The sequence below is a fragment of the Allopontixanthobacter sp. genome, assembly GCF_034376665.1.
GTDB lineage: Bacteria > Pseudomonadota > Alphaproteobacteria > Sphingomonadales > Sphingomonadaceae > Allopontixanthobacter.
This window is the reverse complement of the sequence record NZ_JAXMJI010000001.1, coordinates 42,139-65,326: the sequence shown is the minus strand read 5'-3', so window position 1 is coordinate 65,326 and position 23,188 is coordinate 42,139. Positions and strand designations below refer to the sequence as shown.

Below are 23,188 nucleotides of genomic sequence, written 5' to 3'. Positions count from 1 at the left end.
CGAACGTACCGATATACAGGCAGACCAGCAGCACCGGCACCACGGTCAGGGCAAGCTGGCCCATTGCGATGGCAGGACGCCCCGCGTTGCGGGCGCAGATGCCGACCCCGTAACACATGGCATTGGCTGCCATCAGCACTTCCCACTGGGTGCCGATTTCCAGCAGCAATGTCAGCGCCGCCACCGATCCCAGCAGCAGGGCGTAAGTGAACGCGCCGATTTCATAGATGACTTCGAGCTTGCGCGTGCTGTGGCCGTCATCATCGGGCGACAGCCGGTAGGCCGCGGTTACCCGGGCTATGGCAACGACGGCGAGCGCTATGGCCGCCGCGCCAAGCATCGGTTCCCGGCTGCCGATGGCCACGACCCCGGCGGAGAAGATTCCCGCAAGCGCGCCGATGGCAAGACTGGAAGGCTGGGTGTAGAGCGAACGGACCAGTATCCGGCGAACCCGCTCGGACAGCGTATCTCCCGGCAGAAAATACGCCAGGATCGCTTTAATCCACGCTGTGGGGTCGCCCTTGGCCATTGACTGGTCCTAGCCCGGAGATATCACCGAATGGTTAACCCGCCCCTTACCTTCACGCGATTTTCCTGGGCGGGATCGGCAGGAATGTGCGGGCTGCCATGCGTTAACGTATTGCCCGGGCGGGATCAGCAATTCAGGCGGCGGGAAAGCTTCTTCCGGTGTCTTGAGCTGTTGCCGATATCGTGCCGGCTTCGAGCTGTCCGGCGATCCGCTTGTCGAGCGCGCGGCAGATGCCGAGCCACCAGTCATACCCTTGCCGGTCACCCGCGAAGAACGCCGCTTCGGCCTGCGCGCGGGCCTGGCGCGCGGCGCCCATGCCGTGCGCGCCGAAGTGGCGCAGCGCCGCATGGATCACATCGTCGTTGGCCTGGAGACCGCCCACTGCCGCGTTGTCGTTCGCGGGTCTGCCCGGTGTGCGGCGGGACAGCGCGCGTGCAACCGGTGACTGGATTGCGGTGCGCGCGGCGGCGAAATAGACGGTCATGCCGGGAAATACCCTCGATTGGTCGATTAGCGTGGTCCATCCAGTAGAACCGCGGCACTAAGGCGGCGTTCCGATACACGGTTGAGAAGCCGTTAACTTCCGGATGGAGCCAGTGGCGGGCAGCTACTTCGGCTCGGAAATCCACCGTCCGCTGTTGGCATATTCAGGCCGGATGCCGCTCGCTTCGGGCAGGTTTTCCGCCTTGAACAGCCGGTCTCCGCCGCGCTCGGTGACGGCAGCGGGATAGGACGGTGGCGGCGCGGCTTGGATGCTGGCCGGGGTGCGAGGCCTTGCCGTAGCAATTGGCGGTGCAGCGGGAACGGCGTCAATAGCTCCGGCGCTGCGCGCTGAAGCCGCGGCTGGCGGTTCGTAGCCGGAATAGCTCGTCCGGAATGCGCCCGGCTGGCCCGCCGCACCGCGCCAGCGATAGAACCGGTGCGCGCCGATGGTGCCGACCGGGTGAAGGCTGTCGGCCCAATAGGGATCGATCCAGATCGTGTGATAATGCGTGGCGAGGCCGACCGGCTGGTAGACTTCGCCCAGCAGGGCGTCCTGTGCGATCCGGCGCGCGCGGTCCCACGCCGCCGCCGCGGGTTTGCGTGCGAGAGAGCCATCGCAGGTGAAGCTGAACTGGCAGCCGGTGCTCCGTTCCGAACCCTGATAGACCACCCCGCAGACGCTGCCGGGATAACTTGGATGCGCCACCCGGTTCAGCACCACCTGCGCCACCGCCCGCTGTCCGCCGGCCGTTTCGCTAGCTGCCTCGTAATAGATCGCCGATGTCAGGCACTGCAGCGCCCGCGCCTTGGCGACCCCGTCACCTGACGCCATGAAGGACCGCGCAGCAGGGCCGGCGTTCCGGCTTGCGGCAAGTTGTTCGGCCTCGAGGCTTCCGGTGCCGGTAATGTCGAACAACGGGGTCGCAGCGGTGCTGGCGGCAAGTTCCATGCGCGGCGCATCTTCGAGGTAGTAGAAGGCCGAACCGGGAAAACTGCTGCCCGGCTGTTCAAACGGCATCGGCGCCGCCGAAGCGGTAATGGCTGTTTCCTGAGACCCGAGGGCTTGAAGCGGCTGCCAGTCTCCCGGCGCGGCGAATGCGGGCACGGCGATCGCCGCGGCCAGCGCCGCGATGCGCCGTCCCCGATGTTTGGATCTGCGCCGCGCCCCGATGCCGCGCGCATTGCGGCTAACCCGGATGCGGAAGTCCGCCGGGGCTGGCTCGTCATGGAAGGGCGGCAATGGGGACAGGAAAACTCTCGCTTGCAATGCGGCTTGCGCAGATTGGCGTTGCCGTGGGTCCGGCGCGTAGCATCCAGACTGCCGCCGGGCGATGCGAGCCTCCGCGCTGTCCTTTTGCGGCACACAATCGGCGGCACGGTTAAGGCGGATGGTGAAGATCCTGATCGGACGACAAACCCGCCATAAACGGGCCTTGCGATCTGCCTGCGGCAGGCCTATCCGTCAGCCTACGTCATGGGTTGTCCGCGCCAAAACATACCGCGCGGGCCTAAGAGGGAAGCGAGTGAGGGGATGTCCCCGAACCTCGCGCTGCCCCCGCAACTGTGACCGGGGAGTTTGCGCTCCATAATGCCACTGGGGTTCGTTCGCGGATGCCGGGAAGGCGGGGCGCAGATGCTGATCCGGGAGCCAGGAGACCTGCCCATGTTCGGTCGTTCAGCCGCCGGACGGGGTGTGTCGGAGGCAGATGGATCGGCGCGCCCGGCGTCCCTTCCGTTGTGAGCGACATTTATGTCGCTTGTTTCGGAGGTGTTATGTCCAGATATCTGTTATTGCTTGGTTGTTCCTTGTGTTACTCGGTGCCCTTGGCGGCGCAGGAGGTGGCCGATCCTGCTCTCGCGGAGGAGGATGCGGGAGATGAATCGATCGTCCTGACGCACCGCATCCGCGATACCTATATCACCGTGGTGGCCAGCGGAATGAATGACCGGATTACTGCCACCGGGCAGCCGGTCAGCATTATCGGCAAGGCTGAAATCGATTCCGTCCAGGGTCCGGACCTGACCCGCATCCTACAGCGTACGCCCGGCGTCACCATCAGCCGCAACGGCGGCGTGGGCGGTTTCACCGGCGTTCGTGTCCGCGGCGCGGAGGCGGAACAATTGCTGGTCGTGATCGACGGCGTGAGGGTGGCAGACCGGGCATCGCCGGGCGGAGGGTTTGATTTCGGAAACCTGCTGCCGGGCGCGATTTCGAAGCTGGAGTTGCTGCGCGGCTCCAACAGCGTGATCTGGGGCAGCCAGGCAATTGGCGGCGTCTTGGCGGTAACTTCGGCGCAGGCGGACGATCTCTCTTTTTCGGCTGAATATGGTGCGCGGGGCAGTTTCTACGGGCGGGCCAGCGGGGGCCTGTCGAGCGACGCCGGGTCACTGGCATTCGATGGCGGATATTTCAGGACGGACGGCTTTTCCACGGCCGCAAGTGGCACCGAACCGGACGGGTTCCGCCAATGGCAGATCGGCGGGCGCGGCAGGCTGGATATCAACCACCAGGTGAGCCTGATAGGATCCGCCCGGTACAGCGATGGACGGCTCGATATCGACGGCTTTCCCGCGCCCCTGTTTACGCTTGCAGACACCGCCGAATATCAGGACACGCGGGAATTTTTCGCCCTGACCGGCGCGGAGTTGAGCTTCGACGATGTGTCGGTTGTGGCCAGCCTGTCCTTCGCGGATATCGAACGGGACAGCTTCGATCCGCTGTCTGGCGCGGACCCATCGTTCAGTACCGATGGCCGCAGTGAACGCGCCGAACTCCGCAGCAAATGGGATCTGGACCGCGCATTTTCCCTGCGGCTGGGCGGCGAGTACGAAAGGACCCGCTTTTCATCCACCTTCGATACCGAGAAGAGGGCCAATATCGGCGGCGCCTATGGTCAGTTGAGCTTCGATCACGAAGGGAAATTCCTGATCAACGCCGGGGCGCGCCTGGACGATCACAGCCGTTTCGGCAGCGCGGTAACCTTCGGCGCGGATGCCGCCTTTGAGCTGGGTTCCGATTGGCGGCTGCGCACCAGTTTCGGCGAGGGTTTCAAGGCCCCCACACTGTTCCAGCTGTTTTCCGATTTCGGCAATCAGACACTGGCAGCGGAGCGCAGCACCAGTTTTGACGTCGGGCTGGATTACGGCGACCGCAATCTGGACGAGTTTCTTGCCCTGTCGATCTTCCGCCGCGACAGCGAAAACCAGATCGATTTCATCTCCTGTTCCGGGATGGCCGATGCGATCTGCACGGATCGTCCCTTCGGCACCTATCAGAACATTAGATTGACCCGTGCGCAGGGGGTGGAGGTCGAAGGCGGCATGGCCATTTCCGATGATCTCGCGGCGCGCGCCGTCTATGCCTTCATCGATACGGAAAACCGCACCAGCGGATCGGCAAACGAAGGGAACTCATTGGCCCGGCGGCCGCGCCATGCGGCGACCCTGTCTGCCGACTGGACGCCGCAGGATTTCCGGTTCGGCGGGGATTTCCGGCTAGTGTCGCGCAGTTTCGACGATGCGGCGGGCAGTGTCCGGATTGGCGGCTATGCGGTGCTCGACCTCCGGGCCAGCTGGCAAGTCACCGACACATTCGAATTGTTCGGCCGGGTCGAAAATGTGTGGGATGAACACTACCAGACCGCCGCCGGTTTCGGCACGGCGGGGCGCGGCGTGTTCGCAGGTGTCAGGGCCGCGATGTGAGCCATTGGCGCGCCTTGTTTGCTGCCTCTCCCGCTCCCCCGCGCAGGCGGGGGCCCAGACCGGCAAGGAAACACTTCGCCCAATGGGTTCCCGCCTGCGCGGGAAAGCGGGTTATGATTTTGACACTGTTGGTGGCGGGTTGCGGGGAGGCCTCTCCAGAAATAGCACAGCCAAGCAGTGCCGGGCCAACCATCGCTCAACCCACCATCGTCAGCCTCAATCCCTGCACCGATGCCATTCTGGCGCAAGTCGCCGGGCCGCAGCAGATACTGGCCCTGTCGCAGTACAGCCGCGACCCGCGCGCCAGTTCGATGGACGCGGCGCGCGCCCGGCAATTCGGCGTGACGGGCGGCACGGTGGAAGAAGTGCTGGCGCTGAAGCCCGATCTGGTCGTCGCCAGCACCTTCATGGCGCCGGCCACCCGCGCGGGACTGGAAGATCTCGGGATCCGGGTTGAGACCTTCGGGATCGCCAGCAGTGTTGACGAAAGCGACGCCCAGATCCGCCGCCTCGCCGTGCTGGCGGGCAGGCCAGAGGTCGGGGTAACGCTTATCGAGGAGATCGATGCGGCGCTGGCAGCAGCAACCCCGCCTGCCGGCACCGAGCCGATCCCGGCGGTCCTATGGCAGCCATCCGGAATCGTTCCGGGGGAGGGTGCGCTGGTCAGCGAGCTTCTCCGCCGCGCCGGTTTTTCCAGCCACAGCGCAGCGATTGGAATGGGGCAGGCGGATTACCTCTCCCTCGAACACGTGATAGCGAGCCCGCCGCAACTGTTGCTGGTCGCAGGGCAGGAACGGGCGCAATTGCACCCCGCGCTGGATGCGCTGCCGGATATGCGCCGCGCTGGCTTCGATCCGGGCCTGCTCTATTGTGGCGGGCCGACGATCATCAAGGCGATGGAGCGGTTGTATTATATTCGAACTTCCCTGCTCCCCCGCGAAGGCGGGGGCCCAGTGCTGCAAGGCCAGACATCGCCGGGGTGGGTCCCCGCCTTCGCGGGGAAGCGGGTTGGCGTCGGGGCCGAGCGATGACCCGCCCGATCCCCATCCTGCTGATCCTGATCGCGCTGACCTTGCCGCTGTCGCTGCTGGCCGGGCGGGTGTGGCTCGATTTCGCAATCACCCCGAACGCAGCAATAATCCTCGCCGAGCTGCGCTTGCCGCGATCGGTGCTGGCGCTGGTGATCGGGGCAGGTCTCGGCGCGGCGGGGGCGGCGATGCAGGGCTATCTGCGCAATCCGCTGGCCGATCCGGGGCTGTTCGGGATCGCGCCGATGGCGGCGCTGGGCGCGGTGGCGAGTTTCTGGTTCGGCTATTCGGCCAGCGCGTGGTTGCTGCCGTTGTTCGCGCTGGTCGGCGCGGGCGCGGGGATGGGGCTGCTGGCGCTGATCGCCGGGCGCACGGGCGGCATTGCGCTGTTCACGCTCGCTGGTCTGATGATCGCGAGCCTGGCGGGTACGCTGACCAGCCTGGCGATCAGCATGGCCCCCAACGCCTTCGCGATGAGCGAGATCGTCACCTGGCTGATGGGCGCGCTGACCGACCGCAGCTGGCGCGAAGTATGGATCGCCGCGCCGCTGACCTTGGCCGGGATTGGCTGCCTGCTGATGACGGGGCGCGGGCTAGATGCGCTGACGCTCGGCGATGCGGCGGCGCGGTCCATGGGGATGCGACCCGGTATTCTTCAGGCATGGCTGATCGCGGGCGTCGGCCTGACCGTGGGCAGCGGCGTGGCAGTGGCCGGGATCGTCGGCTTCGTCGGCTTGATCGTGCCGCATCTGGTGCGCCCGTTCACCGACCGTCGGCCGAGCCAGCTGATCGTGCCCAGCGCGCTTGCGGGGGCGCTCCTGGTGCTGGTGGCGGACAGCACGGTGCGGATATTGCCGCTGATGACCGAGTTGCGGCTGAGCATCGCGCTCAGCCTGATCGGCGCGCCGTTCTTCCTGTGGCTGCTGCTGCGGATGCGGAGGGGTCTGGCATGATGGAGCTTGAGGCACACCGGTTGACCATCGGCACGCGGCTGTGCGGTGTGGATGCTGTGATCCAGCCGGGAGAGATAACTGCCATCTGCGGCCCCAATGGTGCTGGTAAATCGACACTGCTGGCTGCGTTGGCAGGGTTGATGCCGCCCGATTTCGGCCACGTAACCCTGGATGGAACAGAGATCGCCGCGATGCACCCGCGCCGCCGCGCGCAAGCGATCGGCTATCTGCCGCAGGACGGGCAAGTGGCGTGGGATGTCGCGGTGCGCAGCCTGGTCGCGCTGGGAAGGATGCCGCACGGGGATACCGCGACGCAGCCGGTCGAGCGGGCGATGGCGACGCTGGACCTCGGGGCGCTGGCAGCACGGCCGATCTCGAAATTGTCGGGCGGCGAGAAAGCGCGCGCGCTGCTTGCCCGGGTGCTGGCAGGCGAACCGCAGTGGATATTGGCGGACGAACCACTAGCCGCACTCGATATCGGGCATCAGCTCACATTGCTGCGCCATCTTCGCAATGTTGCGGGCGAAGGCGTCGGCGTAGTTCTGGTGCTGCATGACCTGGCGCTGGCAATGAACCACGCGGACCGCGTGCTGGTACTCGATCAGGGAGCAGTGGTCGCGGAAGGAGCGCCGGAACGGGCGCTGTCGGCAGAAATGATCGCGCGGGTGTGGGGCGTGCAGTCGCAATGGGTCGGAGGACCTGGGGGCAGTGCGCTGGTTGCTTTCTGATCGGGATGGCCTGGGGGGTTTGGATTTTTCCTCGCTCGGCTTAGACTGCCAGTCAGGAGGGAACAAATCATGCTGCGAATTATCAAGATATTGCTGGTCCTGAGTGTTGCTATGTTCGGACTGCTGGGCGTAATCGGGAATTTGACGGACTGGGAAGGAACGATCGGCGCCCTGGCTGCGACAACTTCGATGTCCACATTCGAGGGGGGCGCTGAAAGCTGGCGCGCCACCAACAACTCCGCGATAATTACCGCAGGCGCGCTGTATATTGTGGTTCTGAAAGGGCTTTTTGCGCTTCTTTGTTTTGCCGGCACCTGGAAGATGTGGGGCGCGTACGACAACGATTCCGCGTCTTTCGCGAAAGCGAAGGCCTACGCGCTGGCTGGCTGCGGTGTTGCGATGTTCATGCTTTTTACAGGCTGGATCGTGATTGCCGAAACATGGTTCGAATTATGGAGATCGGAAGCATTGCGTGAAGCAGCACTTGGTGCAGCGTTCAGATATTTCGCAATGATCGGGCTAATCGCATTATTCGTGACTATGCCAGACGGAGACGTCGCCTGACGAAAACCAAGCCTGACGAATAAGCCCAACGACCGGCTCAAGTGCAATTGCGCCTTGAGCCGGTCATTGATTTGCGGGTCTGCCTTATTTGACTGGTTCGACCAGTCCGCGGGCTTCCAGCATCGGGGTGACATCCGGTTCGCGCCCGGCGAAATTGCGGAACATTTCGAAGTAATCCATCGTCCCGCCGCGGCTGAGCACGGTGGCGCGGTAATGGTCGCCATTCGCGCGGGTCAGACCGCCATTTTCGCGGAACCATTTGCGGCTGTCGCGGTCCAGCATCTCGGTCCACAGATAGGAATAATACCCGGCCGAATAGCCGGTCGGGTCGGAGAAGATGTGGCTGAAATAGCTGCTGCGGTAACGCGGCGGCACCAATTCGACTTCGAGGCCGAGTTCGGTAAGCGACTTGCGTTCGAAGGCGTCGACCTTCTCCGGCGTATCGATTGCCGCAGCTTCCTGCGGGCTCAGCGAATGCCACTTCATGTCGAGCAGCGCGGCTTCCATCGTTTCGCCCAGCGCATAGCCCTGGTTGAATTTCGACGCCGCTTCGATCTTGGCGATAAGCTCGCCCGGAATCACCTCGCCGGTTTCGTGATGCCTGGCGTAATTGGCCAGCACTGCAGGATCGGAGGCCCACATTTCATGGACCTGGCTGGGATATTCGACGAAATCGCGCGCCGTGGCGGTGCCCGAGAGGCTGGCGTATTTCTGGTCCGCGAAGAACCCGTGCAGCGCATGGCCGAATTCGTGGAACATCGTTTCGACATTGTCGAAGCTGACCAGTTGCGGCTCGCCCTCAGGTGCTTTGGGGATGTTGAGCACATTGTAGATCACCGGCTTGGTGCCATACAGATGCGACTGTTCGACGAAGTTCGACATCCACGCTCCGCCGCGCTTGTTATCGCGCTGGAACGGATCGAAATAGAATATGCCGAGCAGGCTCTTGTCCTTGTCGAACACGGTATAGGTCGTCACGTCGGGATGATAGACCGGCAGATCGGTGCGCTTTTCGAAGGTCACGCCGTACAGCTTTTCCGCCATGAAGAACACGCCGTCTTCCAGCGTGCGGGTAACCTCGAAATACGGTTTCACCGCGCTTTCATCGAGGTCGTATTTCGCCATGCGAACTTTCTCCGCATAACGATCCCAATCCCACGGCTTGACGGTGAAATCGCCGCCCGATGCCTTGATTTCGGCGTTGAGCGCGGCCGCTTCGGCGCGCTGCGTGGCGGCGAGGGCGGGGACCATTGCATTCATGAAATCGATCGCGGTTTTCGGGTTCTGCGCCATCCGGTCGTACATCGCGTAGGTTGCCCAGTCAGGCTGGCCGAACAGCGCGGCTTTCTCGGCCCGGAGTTTCGCCACTTCGGCAATCAGCGCGCGGGTATCGTTCGCACCGCCCTGGTCCGCCCGGTGGATACTCTGCTTGAACAGTTTTTCCCGCAGGGCGCGGTTTTCCATGCTCGGCAGGATCGGCTGCTGCGTCGTGTTCTGCAAGGCGATGACATATTTGCCCGGCATTCCGCGGTCGGCGGCCGTCTTGGCGGCGGCGGCAATTTCGGCTTCCGACAGGCCGGCCAGCATCGCCTTGTCATCGACCACCAGCGCGTTTTCCTTGTTCGCTTCGATCAGGCGCTGCGAGAATTCGGTGGTCAGCGTGGACAGGCGGCTGTTGATTGCCTTGACGCGTTCCTTCTGGTCCGGCGTCAGCATCGCGCCAGCGTGGACCATTTCCTTGTAGGTTTCTTCCAGCAGCTTGGCGTCTTCGGGCGTCATGCTCATGGCAGCGCGGTTGTCATAGACCGCCTTGACCCGGGCAAACAGTTCCGGGTTGAGGGTGATCGCATCGCTATGCGCCGACAGCTTCGGGCTGACCTCGGTATCGATCGCCTGCAGCGTATCGTTGGTGTTGGCGCCGGTGAGCGCGTAGAATACGGTGGCGACGCGGTTCAGCATCTTGCCCGATGTTTCCAGCGCGACAATCGTGTTGTCGAAAGTCGGCGCTTCGGGATTGTTCACGATCGCGGCGATTTCGGCGTTGTGAATTTCCATCGCCTGATCGAACGCCGGGGCGTAATCGGTGTCGGAAATCTTCGAAAAATCGGGTGCGTGCAGCGGCAGGTCGCTGGCCTTCGCAAAATAGCCTGTGCCGGAGGGGATCGCGGTTTCAGCGACATTATCGGTCATCGGCATATCAGCGACCTGGTTGGTGGTGGCGCAGCCTGCAAGCAGCGCGCTCGCCGCGACGGCGGCCAGAAGGTGGGATTTCATGGTCTCTCCAAAACTTGCGAGTCCGGCAGGCAAGTGTACGCATACCGGTGAATGTTACATCTGTAACGAACCCCGCTTGAACCGCAGATTGATGGATAATGCAAGGGGCCCACGGGTATGCCAGCCCGCGGGCGGCGCTCTGCCGCACGAAAAAGAGGGACCGCGGCGGGTCCCTCTCCTGTCGGGCGCAAATGAAGGCTACCCGCTCTGGGCTTCGCGTTCGCTGCTCTTCTTGCCGGAACTTTGCCCGCCAGAACTTTGTGCTCCGGAGGTCTGCTTTTCCGAGCGTTGCGAATTCCCTTCGATCAGCTCACTTTCCGCATTGTTCCGGTTCTGCGATTTGCCGGAACCAAGTTGGATCTTGCGGCCACGGCTGCGTTCCTCGGTCAGCGGAAGCGTGATGGTCAGCAGGCCGTCCTCCATGTCCGCCTGGATGTTTTCTTCATCCACGTTGGCCGGAAGCGATACCCGCCGTTCGAAGCGGCCATAGGTCCGTTCGGAATAGCCGTTATCGTCTTCACGGCTGCTTTTCTTCTCGCCCGAGATCGTCAGCATGCCTTCGTCGACATCGATCGAAATGTCATCGCGATTGACGCCCGCAAGTTCGGCGCAGACTTCAATTTCGTTTTCGGTCTGGCAAATATCCAGCGATGGCCAGCCGGTAATGCTGCCGCTGCTGCCGTTTTCGGAACCCGTCAGCAGGTCGTCGAACATCCGGTTCATCTGACGGTGCAGATCGAAGATCGATCCGCCGCCGCGCATCCCGGTCGAAAGGCCACCACTGCGATAGGGAGTGAGATATGTATATGCCACGATTGGAACTCCTTTCTCCTTGGAGCCGCAGGCCCGGGGCGGAGCATGAAAGACTGCGCTCGCCCTGAAGGACGGCTCTGGTTTCAATATCGAATCTACGCAAGCCGGGGTCCGTGGTTCCGGGTTTTTCAAGCCGATCGCCAAAAAAGTTTGGGCGGTGTCAGACACCGGAATCTGTGCGGCAGCAGGTTGCGAAGAAGCGGTTTGCTCCCCATAGATGTCTGGCGAAACCCTTCCTGGCACATGCAGCCTCCGGCCATCCCGCCACGATCTACTCCGCTTGCTTGACAGGCTGGAACATTTACGGAACATATACGCCCCATGGCATTGACGAAAATCTCCGTCCGCGGCGCGCGGGAACATAATCTCAAGGGCATCGACATCGATCTGCCGCGGGACAGCCTGATCGTGATTACCGGCCTTTCCGGTTCGGGCAAATCCAGCCTGGCATTCGATACGATCTATGCCGAAGGCCAGCGGCGCTATGTCGAGAGCCTGTCCGCCTATGCGCGCCAGTTTCTGGAGATGATGCAGAAGCCCGATGTCGAACATATCGACGGGCTGTCGCCGGCGATCTCGATCGAACAGAAAACCACCAGCCGCAATCCGCGATCGACCGTGGCGACGGTGACCGAGATCTATGATTATATGCGGCTGCTGTGGGCGCGGGTGGGCATCCCCTATTCCCCCGCCACCGGCAAGCCGATCGAAGCGCAGATCGTGTCCACCATGGTTGACCGGGTGATGACCCTGCCCGAAGGGACGCGGCTGTATCTGCTCGCCCCCGTGGTGCGCGGCCGCAAGGGTGAATACCGGCGCGAGCTGGCCGAATGGCAGAAGGCGGGCTTCACCCGGGTCCGGATCGACGGCGAACTCTATCCGATCGAGGAAGCGCCCGCGCTCGACAAGAAACTGAAGCACGACATCGAAGTGGTGGTGGACCGGCTGGCGGTGAAGCCGGGCCTCGAAACACGGCTGGCCGACAGTTTCGAAACCGCGCTGAAACTGGCCGAGGGGCTGGCCTATGTCGATCTGGCGAATGGGACTGTTGCTGACCTGGTATCTCCCCTCCCCGTGGGGGAGGGGCCGGGGGTGGGGGGTGCCACGCCCGCGACCTCGAACACCCATCCCCAACCCCTTCCCTCAAGGGAAGGGGCTCAGAAGATGAAAGGCACCGGTATCCCCGCCAACCGCATCGTGTTCTCCGAAAAATTCGCCTGCCCTGTCAGCGGGTTCACCATCGAGGAAATCGAACCGCGCCTGTTCAGTTTCAACGCGCCCCAAGGTGCCTGCCCGACGTGCGACGGCTTGGGCGAGAAGCAATTGTTCGACCCGCAGCTGGTGGTGCCGAACGAGGCGCTGACCCTGAAACAGGGTGCAGTGGTGCCGTGGGCCAAGTCCAACCCGCCATCGCCCTATTACATGCAGGTGCTGGGATCGCTGGCGAAGGCCTATGATTTCGACCTGACCACCCCGTGGAACGCGCTGGAGGAAGACCAGCGCATGATTATTCTCCACGGTACGGGCGGGATGCCGGTGCCGCTGACGTTCAAGGACGGGCGCAAGACCTACACCGTCAACAAGGCGTTCGAAGGGGTGATCGGCAACCTCAATCGCCGGCTGCTGCAGACCGAGAGCAATTGGATGCGGGAGGAACTGAGCAAATACCAGACCAGCCAGCCGTGCGAGACGTGCCATGGCGCGCGGCTCAATCCCAAGGCGCTGGCGGTGAAGATCATCGGCTGCGATATCGCCGCGCCGACCCGGATGTCGGTTGCCGACGCGAAGCAGTGGTTCCTCGCGCTCGACGAGAAACTGACCCCGCAGCAGAGCCAGATTGCCGCCGCGATCCTGAAAGAGATCAACGAACGGCTGGGCTTCCTCGACAATGTCGGGCTGGATTACCTCAACCTCAACCGCACGTCCGGCACGCTGTCGGGCGGGGAAAGCCAGCGCATCCGCCTCGCCAGCCAGATTGGCAGCGGGCTGTCGGGCGTGCTCTATGTGCTGGACGAACCCAGCATCGGGCTGCACCAGAAAGATAACGACCGGTTGCTGGAAACGCTGAAGCGGCTGCGCGATCTGGGTAACACGGTGATCGTGGTGGAACATGACGAGGACGCGATCCGCCAGGCGGACCATGTCGTCGATCTTGGCCCCGGCGCGGGCATCCACGGCGGCGAAGTGGTGGCGGAAGGCACGCTGAAACAGGTGCTCAAGGTCAAGAGATCGCTCACCGCGCAATATCTCAACGGCACCCGCCGGATCGAAATCCCCGCGAAACGCCGCAAGGGCAACGGTCACAAGCTGACGGTCCACGGCGCGCGGGCGAACAATCTGCGCAATGTGACCGCCAGCATCCCGCTCGGCACCTTCACCTGCATCACCGGCGTTTCGGGCAGCGGCAAGTCCAGCTTCACCGTCGATACGCTGCACGCGGGCGCGGCGCGGGCGCTGAACGGGGCGCGGGTGATCGCCGGGCCGCATGACAAGATCACCGGCCTCGAATATTGCGACAAGGTGATCGAGATCGACCAGTCGCCCATCGGCCGCACCCCGCGCAGCAACCCGGCCACCTATACCGGCGCCTTCACCCAGATCCGCGACTGGTTCGCGGGCCTGCCGGAAAGCCAGGCGCGCGGCTACAAACCCGGGCGGTTCAGCTTCAACGTCAAGGGCGGCCGGTGCGAGGCGTGCCAGGGCGACGGGCTGATCAAGATCGAAATGCACTTCCTGCCCGATGTCTATGTCACTTGCGAACAATGCCACGGCAAACGCTACAACCGCGAAACGCTGGAGGTGAAATTCAAGGGCCTCAGCATCGCCGACGTGCTCGACATGACGATCGAGGAGGCGGAGGGGTTCTTCAAGGCAGTCCCCGGCATCCGTGACAAGATGCATATGCTGAACGAGGTCGGGCTCGGCTATATCAAGGTCGGCCAGCAGGCGACCACGCTGAGCGGGGGGGAGGCGCAGCGGGTCAAGCTGGCGAAGGAGCTCAGCAAGCGGTCCACCGGGCAGACGCTGTATATCCTGGATGAGCCGACCACCGGCCTCCATTTCGAAGACGTCCGCAAGCTGCTGGAGGTGCTTCAGCGGCTGGTCGATCAGGGCAATTCGGTGGTGGTGATCGAACATAATCTGGACGTGATCAAGGTGGCCGACTGGATCATCGATCTCGGCCCCGGCGGCGGGGTGCGCGGCGGCGAGGTGGTGGCGGCGGGCACGCCGGAACAGGTCGCAGCCGAACCGCGCAGCTTCACCGGCGGCTATCTGAAGGACATGCTGGCGAAACAGCCCGCGTCCCCAAGGCCTGCTCCCGCTGGAAAGGCCCCCGCTGCAAAAGCCCCCGCAAGGAAGGCAACCACAACCGCTTGATCGGACCCGCGAAATAGCATAAATCCCGCCCCGCGGTCGCGCTTGGGGAGGGAAACCCATGCCGTACAGACACGCCCATTACTTCGTCGGTTTCGTCCTGCTGGTCACCGTGACCGGTTTCTGGGCGAGTTATTTCACCCGCATCGGCGGGGTTCCGCTGGCGTTCCATGTCCACGCCTTTTCCGCGACGAGCTGGCTGCTGCTGCTGATCGCGCAGAGCCTGACGATCCAGAACCGCCGCCCTGCCGTCCACCGCCTGATGGGCCGCGCCAGCTTCGCGCTGTTCCCGCTGCTGATCGCGGGCTTCGTGATGATCATCAACGTATCTGCCCAGCGCTATGCCACGGCGGAAAGCCCGTTCATCATGCAGCTCGGCCCGGCGTTCGCGATCGGGATGGTGGTGGCCATCGCCGCCTATCTGGTGCTGTTCTACGGCGCGCTGCGGTATCGCGCGAATATCCGGCTGCACAGCGGCTATATGCTGGCGACCCCGCTGATCCTGTTCGAAAGTCCGTTCAGCCGGATGATGGACCAGTTCTTCCCATGGATGAATTTCATCGGCAGCGAAGGCCCGCGCGGACTGCTCGACACCATCGTGATCAGCGACGGGATGGTGGCGGTGTTCGCGCTGGCGATGTACTTCCGCGACCGCCGCCACGGCACCCCATGGCTGATTGCCGCGGGCTTCGTGACGTTCCAGGCCCTCGCGATGTTCACCGCGCAAAGCTGGCCGGGGCTGGAGCAAGCCTTCACCGCCTACGCCGCCGTCCCGCCCGCCGTGACGATCCTGGCCGGAGTGCTCCTCGCCGCCGCGACCGGCTGGGCCGGATGGCAGAGGGGGAAGAAGGTCCGGACACCGCAAAAGACACCCGCTGCGGCAGGGTGAGAGGGCAGGGCGGCAACCCCCCGATCCTCCCCGAACCGGGGAGGGGAACCATGCCCCGCATGGTGGAGGGGCAGGTGCCGCTTAAGGCGAGTTGGCTGTTTGCGCCCTCGGGGGTGGAATGGGGTGATCACGCGGAGGCGCGGAGGCGCGGAGATTTGTGCGGAGTGATGAGCGGAGCTGTGCGGGAATTAAGTATACTGTCCCCGGAATTCTACTCCTCGCCGCCGCGACCGGCTGGGCCGGATGGCAAAGGGGGAAGAAGGTCCGGACGCCGCAAAAGGCACCCGCTGCGGCGGGCTGAAGGGCGAGGCGGCAAGCCCCCGATCCTCCCCGAACCGGGGAGGGGAACCATGCCCCGCATGGTGGAGGGGAGAGGTTGGCGATTAACTGAGGTGTCGCTGCAACTTACGTAACTAAGCCAAGACCCCTAGACTGCACCATCCGTGTCGCGTTCCACGCGCTTTCGTAAATGATCTAGTAAAATTTGCATCACAGGGTTCGGCAAATTTTCCGAATTTTCTTTAGATTTTCCAAGCTTGTCAGCTGGATTGAAAGCTAATTGCTCGAAGACAAGAGCTGCTATTAAGTCTTCATGCCCGGGGGCTTGTTTTTTGAAACCATCCACAGCCATCGCCATGGAATATTTGTAGGCATAGTGCTCGCGCAGTTTGAAAAGGGAGTTGTAGCGTGCAGTTGTGAATGTCACGAACCAAATGGCAGGCAGGAGAATTATAAATCGAGCCAATACTTGGCCTACATACTGCCATCCACTTCGCTCGGTGCCCATCGCTGCAATAGTAGTCGTTACGTTGGCGTCATCGCTGAGTAGGGGAGCGATAAACGGTGCAAAAATGAAAACGATTAAAGGTATCGCGCTGGCAAACAAAAATGCTATCGAGAAACCGAAGGCTGTGTAGGCCTTATCAAGCTGTGTGGTTAGGTCTTCCTTGATCGTTTTAAATTCAGACGACAAACCTGCAACTGTTGCTCCAGACAGCATCTTGTCTGATTGTTCGATGATGGAGCGCACAAATTCTCGTTGCTCGGTAAATTCGGCTATGAGTTCGTCAAGGCTTCTAGTACCACTCTCAAATTTCTTTTCCCGAACGGTTAATTTATTTTCGAATTCTTCAAATATATCTCGATACTGTTCGACCGACACTTGTAACTCAGCGGCTTCAGTGGCGATATTTTTCGACTGCTCTTTGAACCCCTCAATTTGGGCAACCGCTTCGCTTGAACGCCCTACCTGTTCTGTGATCGAAGTCGCGTCAGAGTTCGCACGTGCCAAATGAGCAGCGAGTTCGCTATCCTTTTCATGAAATGACTTCAACCGGTCGTGCGCTTCGTTCAACGCTTCACCTAGTTCCATTCTCAACTTGCTAGCGCGGCTAATTGTCGAGCTCAATGCGGTGGTGGCAGCCGAAAAATTGAATGACGCCCTGCTCGGATTGATGGCTTGGAAAAGGCTGTGAAAGCCAATTAGGTAAGCTTCGCTGTTGTCGAACAGGGTTTTGAAAGGAGGAGAGAAATTGATTTGTTGTCCGTTAATAGTGGTCGCAATAAACGAAGCGAAATCGAATGTGTTCAGTCCCCCGTGATTTTTAACATTGTCGATTTCCGTTTCTATCTGATCCGCCGCATTAGATATCGAGCGCAACGCGTTCATTGCTGAGTTGAAGAAGGATATTGGCACATTCTCGGCTGTGGCTTTAGAATCCATCTTGCGAACGATTCCCGCTAATGCAGCATGTCGTGCTCGGAGATCACTTAGCGTGCTATCCGTCCCCGGTATTTCTGCCGAGAGGTCAAACGCGCGTCCTTCGGCACCTTCAAACATTCCTAACTTGCCTAGGAGGTCGTCAAACCGAGTTTCAATTCGGCGGACCTCTGACTTGAGTTCAGCAATCTTCTGCGAGCGCATTTGGAAAATTCCCCCTTACTCACATTGCTTTAACTGCCAATGTACATTTGACAAGGATTAGGAGATGCACAAGGTTTGAGAATTTGTGGGCAGAATCTAAGTCGTTACCTTCGGTAGCGGCGTACCGCAGTTCCCCAAATCCAGTGACGCAATATTGATTGGAATACTTCACCCTCTTCCAAACACCTTTCCTACAGCCCCCCACCTGACATAGTTCACCCGGTTCCCTGCACCGCGCTCGTCGCGGGTGCGCAACAGAGGTGAACCCCCTATGTCCAGCCCCTCCGCTCCGTCCCCAATCTCCGCTTACGATCTGCTGAAGGGCGGCGGGCGGGCTTCCTTGCTTCAACAGGCTCAGGACGAGCGGGAGTCGCAGGAAGTAGGAGGCACCACCCCCGGCCCCTCCTCTGAAGAGGAGGGGAGAAGGGGTTGTGCCGGTTTCGGCTTCTCGGCGGGCGGGGAGGGGGGCTTGTCTGCGCCGCTGCCGCCTGCTGCGCCGCCTCCCGCGACCGGTCATAATCACTGGACCCGCGCCAGGATGGTGGAATTCCTGCGCGAGCTGGCGGCGTGCCAGTCGGTGGCGCGGGCGGCGCGGGCGGTGGGGATGTCGCGGCAGTCCGCCTACCGGCTGCGCAACCGGCTGCAGGGCACGCCGTTCTCCCTCGGGTGGGAAGTCGCGCTGGAGGCGGGCTATCAGCAGCTCGCCCATGCGGTGATGGATCGCGCGGTCAACGGGGTGGAGGTGCCGGTGTTCTACCACGGCGAGCGCGTGGGCACGCGGCGGCATTTCGACGAGCGGCTCGCCATCTGGGTGCTCGAAAACCCGTGGAAGGTGGGCCGCCACCAGGTCGCGCGCGAATATTCGGGGGAAGCGTTCGACGCGCTGCTCGAGCGGATCGAGTGGGCCGGTTTCGACTGGGAGGAAGGCGAAGCCATACCGGGGCCGGGCGCGCCCGCCGGTACGCCCGACGAACAGGCGCAGGAATGCGAGGACCGGTTTACCCAGGGGCGCAGCTGGTATGTCGCGGAAGTGCAGCGGGACGAACGCCTGCGGGCGCGGCGGCGATAATCGGCGCGGACAACAAGGCTGCGCGGCGCCCTTGCGGGGATTTTAATTCTGCCGAAGGGCGAAACTGTCACCCTCGCCCCCGGACAGCGCGGAACTCTGCCGGTTTTGCGGGCGGACACTGTTTGTAGGATGTGTCACCTTTGTCACCCTGGCTCCCTTGCCCGCGCGGGGGGAAGTGCTTGCCAGCCAGCCTGCGGAGGCGTAATTTTTCGGAGCGGGGGCGGCATTTGGCCCGCCCTGCAGCACGATGGAGGATGCGATGAAGCTACGATCGATCGGAGTTTGCGCGCGGAGGACCGGGGCGTTTGCCGGACTGGTGGCCGCTGCGCTGGCCGGTATCGGGGCCGGTGCCGGTGTCGGTGTGGGGGCCGTGGCACAGGATATCCCGCCGCCCGAGGTGATCTATCTGTTCGCCGATCTCGGCGGCGCGGCGGAAACTGCGGGCGGGGACAAGGATGGCTACGGCGATCTCGCCGCCGCGCTCAAACTGACCGAGGGGCAGTTCTGCTATGAATTGTCGGTCGGCAATATCGCCGCGGCCACTGCGGCGCATATTCACGAGGGGAAGGCCGGGACGGACGGGCCGCCGGTGATCACCATTTCCGTCACCGGCACCAAGAACGAAACCTGCGTGGAGACGGACACGAAGCTGCTCGATCGCATTGCGGACCGGCCGGGCGATTACTACGTCAATGTGCACAATTCCGCGCATCCAAGCGGAGCGATCCGGGGGCAATTGCAGAAGTAAGGTTTTGGCTTAGGCGCGGGGCGAAGGCGCGGGGGAAGGCGGCTTAGCCTTCGATGACGGCCATTTCGACGGTGCCGTGGCCCCGGGCGACGATGCCGATCTGCTCTGCCGCGGCGCGCGACAGATCGATGCTGCGGCCGTGGGAATAGGGGCCGCGGTCGTTGATCCGCACGGTGACGGACTGGCCGGTGCGCGGGTTGGTCACCAGGACCTTGGTGCCGAAGGGCAACGTCTTGTGCGCGGCAGTGAGGTGCTGCGGGTTGAACGCCTCGCCGCTGGCGGTGCGGCGGCCGGCGAATTTCTTGCCGTAATAGCTCGCGACGCCGCTGCCGAGGGTGCGCAGCGTCGGGGCGGGCTCTGCCGGAGCGGGCATCGCGGTGATGTCCACCGCGCCGGCCGGGGTGTCGAACTTGCGCACCGGAGCGGGCAGCGCGGCAAAGGATGCGGCGAATTCGGCCTGCTGCGCGCGCACCAGCTCGGCGCTTTCGTCCGCCAGCGCAGGACCGCCCGAAGCCGCCGGCAGGATCAGCGCGGCGGCCAGCAGGAAGGACCGGACCGGCAGGCGGCGAGGGCGGAAATGTGGCGTAATCATGGTGGGAACCATTTACGCGGAGGTTTGTTGCGGCGACACCCCAGTGCGGGGTGCTCATCCCGAAAGCGGCTCAACTGGTCGCGGATGAACCGAAATTAACCATTGTTTGGGCCGCGAATTGCCCGAAGCGCCTGTCCTACACCGCCAAAAATGCGCATGAACATTGTGCCCGCTTTCCCGAGTCGCGCTACATTTTGTAGGCAGGGGGTGCGGCGCGGCGGCTATGTTGGGTTGGGGGTGTTGCGGGGAGATGAAAGCGCAAATGATCGGGCCGCAAAAAGCAAATGGGGCCGGCATTGCTGCCGACCCCACTCTTACCTGCGCGTGGCCTTCCGAAAAAGGACTTGGCGGCCGGTGTTCCGCTTCCCGTTCGCACCGCATCCGAAGATCCGGGCAATCGTTGGCTTCGTCACCGGTGCTCGCGCCGGCATCCGGTTCCTTCCGGTTCCAGCGTCGATCCGAAGATCGCTGCCTTTCCCTTCCGGTTCCGAGACCGTTCGATCCTTGGTGGCCAGTTCCTTCGAGAAACTGCATTTGCCGAAGCGCCTGCAACTCTTTCATTCCCTGGCCGGACCAACCGGCCCGTAGTGACGCTACTTTCGCGTTCCGATCATCGGTCTTCTCAGCTCCGGGCCGAAACCCTTTGCGAAAAGCCCTCCTGGACCGCGTGGACAGACGCCACTACGCCGGAAAAGTTTGAATTCTCTTCTGATTTCAAGTCGTTAAACCGTCTACCAGAGAAGCTTTCTTGCCTTTCCGATGACTTGAGACTGCTCCCGATCACCGAGTCGGGCAAGCGAGTTATCCACTGCAAGCGGATTCCGCAGTGGACAAGTGTGTATAAGTCAACGCTTCGTCGCAGAAACTAACGGTCCCTCCGGGCGAGGAGACGCAAACGCAGAGCGTTGAGCTTGATGAAGCCTTCGGCGTCCTGCTGGTCGTACGCCCCGGCGTCGTCCTCGAACGTCACGTGCCGCTCGGAATAGAGGCTGTCGGGCGATTTGCGGCCGACCACCGATGCGCAGCCCTTGTAAAGTTTGAGCCGCACCGTTCCGTTGACCTTGGCCTGGCTGAGATCGATCGCCGCCTGGAGCATCTCCCGCTCGGGCGAAAACCAGAAGCCGTTATAGATCAGCTCGGCATAGCGCGGCATCAACTCGTCCTTCAGATGCGCTGCGCCGCGATCGAGGGTGATCTGTTCGATCCCGCGATGTGCCCGCGCATAAATCTCGCCGCCCGGGGTTTCGTACATCCCCCGGCTTTTCATGCCGACAAACCGGTTTTCCACCAGGTCCAGCCGGCCAATTCCGTGTTTCCGCCCCAGTTCGTTGAGCGCTTCGATCAGACTGGCCGGGCTCATCGCTGTGCCGTTCAGCGCGGTTCCATCGCCGCGTTCGAAATCGATCGTGATGTATTCGGGGCTATCCGGCGCGTTCTCCGGATCGACTGTCCGGGAATAGACGTAATCGGGTGTTTCTTCCCACGGATCCTCGAGCACTTTGCCTTCGCTGGAGGTGTGCAGCATATTGGCATCGGTGGAGAACGGGCTTTCCCCGCGCTTGTCCCTGGGAACCTGGATCTGGTGCTTTTCCGCCCATTCGATCAAGGCGGTGCGGCTGGTCAGATCCCACTCGCGCCAGGGAGCGATAACCTTGATGTCGGGCGCCAGCGCATAGGCCGACAATTCGAAGCGGACCTGATCGTTGCCCTTGCCCGTGGCACCATGCGCGATGGCATCGGCGCCCGTTTCGCGGGCAATTTCGACCAGCCGCTTGGAAATGAGCGGACGGGCAATCGACGTGCCCAGCAGATAGTCGCCTTCGTAACGGGCATTGGCGCGCATCATCGGGAAGATGAAGTCGCGCGCAAACTCCTCGCGCACGTCTTCGATGAAGATATGCTTGTCGGGAATTCCCATGGCCCGGGCTTTGGCGCGGGCTGGCTCGATCTCTTCTCCCTGACCGAGATCAGCGGTGAAGGTCACCACTTCGCAGCCGCGTTCCACCTCCAGCCATTTGGCGATCACGCTGGTGTCGAGACCGCCCGAGTAAGCGAGAACAACTTTCTTGATATCGGACATGGTTCGGGAACGGCTCCTGCGGCGAATTCGCGGCGCGCCTATCAGGCGCGGACGGTCTTCACAATGGCGGAGTCAAACCGGAGGGGATGTCAAACCGGACAGCAATTCCCGCTCGGCCGTGCCGATATAGTCCCGGGTCAGCGGCAGTGCGTGCCGGCTACGTGTGAACTGGATCTGGTAATTGCACATTCCGCCGCTTTCGAAGGCCGCCGTCGCGCCGGCCAGATAGAAGGTCCACATGTTGAAGAAGCGCTGGTCGTACATCGCGATAATGGCCTCGCGGTGCTGCTGGCAGCGGGCATACCACTGGCGAAGGGTCCTGGCATAATGCAGCCGGAGCATCTCGGTATCGGCTGCGATAAGACGGGCCTTCTCGCTGGCGGCAAGAGTTTCGCTCAGCGCCGGTATATAGCCGCCGGGGAAAATGTACTTGCGGGTGAAGGCGTCGGTCGAACCCGGCCCACCCATCCGGCCGATGGTATGGAGCAGCATCACACCGTCATCGGTCAGCAGATTGGCGGCGCAGCGAAAGAATGTGGGGAATTGCGGCCTGCCGACATGCTCGAACATGCCGACCGAGACAATTCGGTCGTAATGGATGCCGCGGGCCGGAAGATCACGGTAATCCGCGAGTTCAAACTTCACATCATCGCTAACGCCCGCTTCGGCCGCCCTGATTTCCGCCAACGCCAGCTGTTCCTTGCTCAGGGTGATCCCCGTCACGCTGACGTCGAAATTCTGCGCAAGGTAGATTGCCATTCCGCCCCAGCCGCAACCGATGTCCAGCACGCGCAAGCCCGGCTGAAGGGCCAGCTTGGCGGCGATATGGGCCAGCTTGGCTTCCTGAGCCTCGTCCAGGGTCATGCCGCCCCGCGGCCAGTAGGCGCAGCTATACTGCATATGGTCGGCATCCAGCATCAGACGGTAGAGATCGTTCCCGATGTCGTAATGATGGGCAACATTTCGCCGCGCTCCGATCCTGCCGTTGACCGACTGGCGCGCGGAGCCGACGAAATTCGAGATTTTCCGGGTCAGGCTTGGTGGGCGCAATTCGCCGCCGCGGTCCCATGGCTGGTTGGCCCGAAGCAACTGGACCAGGGCCATCACGTCGCCCTGTTCTATCACCAGCCGCCCGTCCATGAACGCTTCGCCCGCACCGATCCGGGGATCGAGCAGGATGTCGCGTAATACCCGGTGGTCGGTGAACCGGATCGCGACGTCAGGAAATTCCGGTGCGGGTGTGCCGAAGGTCATTGTCTCGCCGCCGGCGAAGGAAACTGCCAATGTGCCCTGCTTGACCGTCCGGCCAAGAAACTTCGCGATCAGTGCCTTGCTCATCGTGCTCCGTTCTATCCAGTGTTGAATAACTTCGGAAATTCGTCTGGGATTAGACGATGGTTACTTAGGGGGCTTAGGGGCGGGACTTGTTGTCAGGAT

Annotated in this window: 17 protein-coding genes and 1 riboswitch; of the genes, 9 read left to right on the top strand and 8 right to left on the bottom strand. The window is 62.4% G+C overall.

What is annotated here, in order from left to right:
• Window positions 1-662 precede the first annotated feature (662 nt).
• Both U0988_RS00265 and U0988_RS00260 read right to left on the bottom strand, forming a co-directional pair.
• A complete protein-coding gene (locus tag U0988_RS00265; protein ID WP_322290651.1) occupies window positions 663-1,013 on the bottom strand; it encodes a hypothetical protein in 351 nt (116 codons plus the stop codon).
• Between the two features lie 123 nt (window positions 1,014-1,136).
• On the bottom strand, window positions 1,137-2,252 hold the full coding sequence (locus U0988_RS00260) for a cell wall hydrolase (RefSeq protein ID WP_322290650.1): 1,116 nt from the start codon (window positions 2,250-2,252) through the stop codon (window positions 1,137-1,139).
• A 219-nt stretch (window positions 2,253-2,471) separates the two neighbouring features.
• A riboswitch (cobalamin riboswitch) is annotated at window positions 2,472-2,692 on the top strand.
• Between the two features lie 159 nt (window positions 2,693-2,851).
• On the opposite strand from U0988_RS00260, the gene U0988_RS00255 reads away from it, so the two are divergent.
• The 5 genes from U0988_RS00255 (at window position 2,852) to U0988_RS00235 (ending at window position 7,987) form a co-directional block, all read left to right on the top strand.
• Window positions 2,852-4,714, top strand: a complete 1,863-nt coding sequence (locus U0988_RS00255; RefSeq protein WP_322290649.1) for a TonB-dependent receptor plug domain-containing protein — start codon at window positions 2,852-2,854, stop codon at window positions 4,712-4,714.
• Between the two features lie 113 nt (window positions 4,715-4,827).
• Window positions 4,828-5,745, top strand: coding sequence for an ABC transporter substrate-binding protein (locus U0988_RS00250; RefSeq protein ID WP_322290648.1), 918 nt, complete (start codon window positions 4,828-4,830; stop codon window positions 5,743-5,745).
• A complete protein-coding gene (locus U0988_RS00245; protein ID WP_322290647.1) occupies window positions 5,742-6,695 on the top strand; it encodes an iron ABC transporter permease in 954 nt (317 codons plus the stop codon). Before U0988_RS00250 ends, U0988_RS00245 begins: the two co-directional genes overlap by 4 nt.
• The gene (locus U0988_RS00240) at window positions 6,695-7,423 is read left to right on the top strand and encodes an ABC transporter ATP-binding protein (RefSeq protein WP_322290656.1); all 729 of its coding nucleotides are present in this window, start codon (window positions 6,695-6,697) and stop codon (window positions 7,421-7,423) included. The genes U0988_RS00245 and U0988_RS00240 overlap by 1 nt, the downstream gene beginning before the upstream one ends.
• A 69-nt stretch (window positions 7,424-7,492) precedes the next feature.
• The gene (locus U0988_RS00235) at window positions 7,493-7,987 is read left to right on the top strand and encodes a DUF2165 family protein (protein WP_322290646.1); all 495 of its coding nucleotides are present in this window, start codon (window positions 7,493-7,495) and stop codon (window positions 7,985-7,987) included.
• A gap of 84 nt (window positions 7,988-8,071) precedes the next feature.
• Here the strand turns inward: U0988_RS00235 and U0988_RS00230 are convergent, their stop codons facing one another.
• On the bottom strand, window positions 8,072-10,261 hold the full coding sequence (locus tag U0988_RS00230; protein WP_322290645.1) for a M3 family metallopeptidase: 2,190 nt from the start codon (window positions 10,259-10,261) through the stop codon (window positions 8,072-8,074).
• Window positions 10,262-10,459: 198 nt separating this feature from the next.
• Entirely contained in the window at window positions 10,460-11,074 is a 615-nt protein-coding gene (locus tag U0988_RS00225) for an Hsp20/alpha crystallin family protein (protein ID WP_322290644.1), read from the bottom strand.
• Window positions 11,075-11,395: 321 nt separating this feature from the next.
• On the opposite strand from U0988_RS00225, the gene uvrA reads away from it, so the two are divergent.
• Both uvrA and U0988_RS00215 read left to right on the top strand, forming a co-directional pair.
• The gene (uvrA, locus tag U0988_RS00220; RefSeq protein ID WP_322290643.1) at window positions 11,396-14,452 is read left to right on the top strand and encodes an excinuclease ABC subunit UvrA; all 3,057 of its coding nucleotides are present in this window, start codon (window positions 11,396-11,398) and stop codon (window positions 14,450-14,452) included.
• A 58-nt stretch (window positions 14,453-14,510) separates the two neighbouring features.
• Window positions 14,511-15,338 (top strand): hypothetical protein, encoded by an 828-nt coding sequence (locus U0988_RS00215; protein WP_322290642.1) that lies wholly within the window; start codon window positions 14,511-14,513, stop codon window positions 15,336-15,338.
• A 427-nt stretch (window positions 15,339-15,765) separates the two neighbouring features.
• On the opposite strand, the gene U0988_RS00210 is transcribed toward U0988_RS00215, so the two are convergent.
• Window positions 15,766-17,178, bottom strand: a complete 1,413-nt coding sequence (locus U0988_RS00210; RefSeq protein WP_322290641.1) for a hypothetical protein — start codon at window positions 17,176-17,178, stop codon at window positions 15,766-15,768.
• A 355-nt stretch (window positions 17,179-17,533) separates the two neighbouring features.
• On the opposite strand from U0988_RS00210, the gene U0988_RS00205 reads away from it, so the two are divergent.
• Both U0988_RS00205 and U0988_RS00200 read left to right on the top strand, forming a co-directional pair.
• Window positions 17,534-18,331, top strand: coding sequence for a hypothetical protein (locus U0988_RS00205; protein WP_322290640.1), 798 nt, complete (start codon window positions 17,534-17,536; stop codon window positions 18,329-18,331).
• A gap of 259 nt (window positions 18,332-18,590) precedes the next feature.
• Window positions 18,591-19,079, top strand: coding sequence for a CHRD domain-containing protein (locus U0988_RS00200; protein ID WP_322290639.1), 489 nt, complete (start codon window positions 18,591-18,593; stop codon window positions 19,077-19,079).
• A 43-nt stretch (window positions 19,080-19,122) separates the two neighbouring features.
• Here the strand turns inward: U0988_RS00200 and U0988_RS00195 are convergent, their stop codons facing one another.
• The 3 genes from U0988_RS00195 to U0988_RS00185 all read right to left on the bottom strand — a co-directional run bounded on the left by U0988_RS00195 (window position 19,123) and on the right by U0988_RS00185 (window position 23,089).
• Window positions 19,123-19,671, bottom strand: coding sequence for a septal ring lytic transglycosylase RlpA family protein (locus tag U0988_RS00195; RefSeq protein WP_322290638.1), 549 nt, complete (start codon window positions 19,669-19,671; stop codon window positions 19,123-19,125).
• A gap of 865 nt (window positions 19,672-20,536) precedes the next feature.
• Window positions 20,537-21,751, bottom strand: coding sequence for an argininosuccinate synthase (locus tag U0988_RS00190; protein WP_322290637.1), 1,215 nt, complete (start codon window positions 21,749-21,751; stop codon window positions 20,537-20,539).
• Window positions 21,752-21,823: 72 nt separating this feature from the next.
• Window positions 21,824-23,089 carry a class I SAM-dependent methyltransferase gene (locus U0988_RS00185; protein WP_322290636.1) on the bottom strand — a complete coding sequence of 422 codons (1,266 nt, stop codon included), beginning with the start codon at window positions 23,087-23,089 and terminating at the stop codon, window positions 21,824-21,826.
• Window positions 23,090-23,188 lie beyond the last annotated feature (99 nt).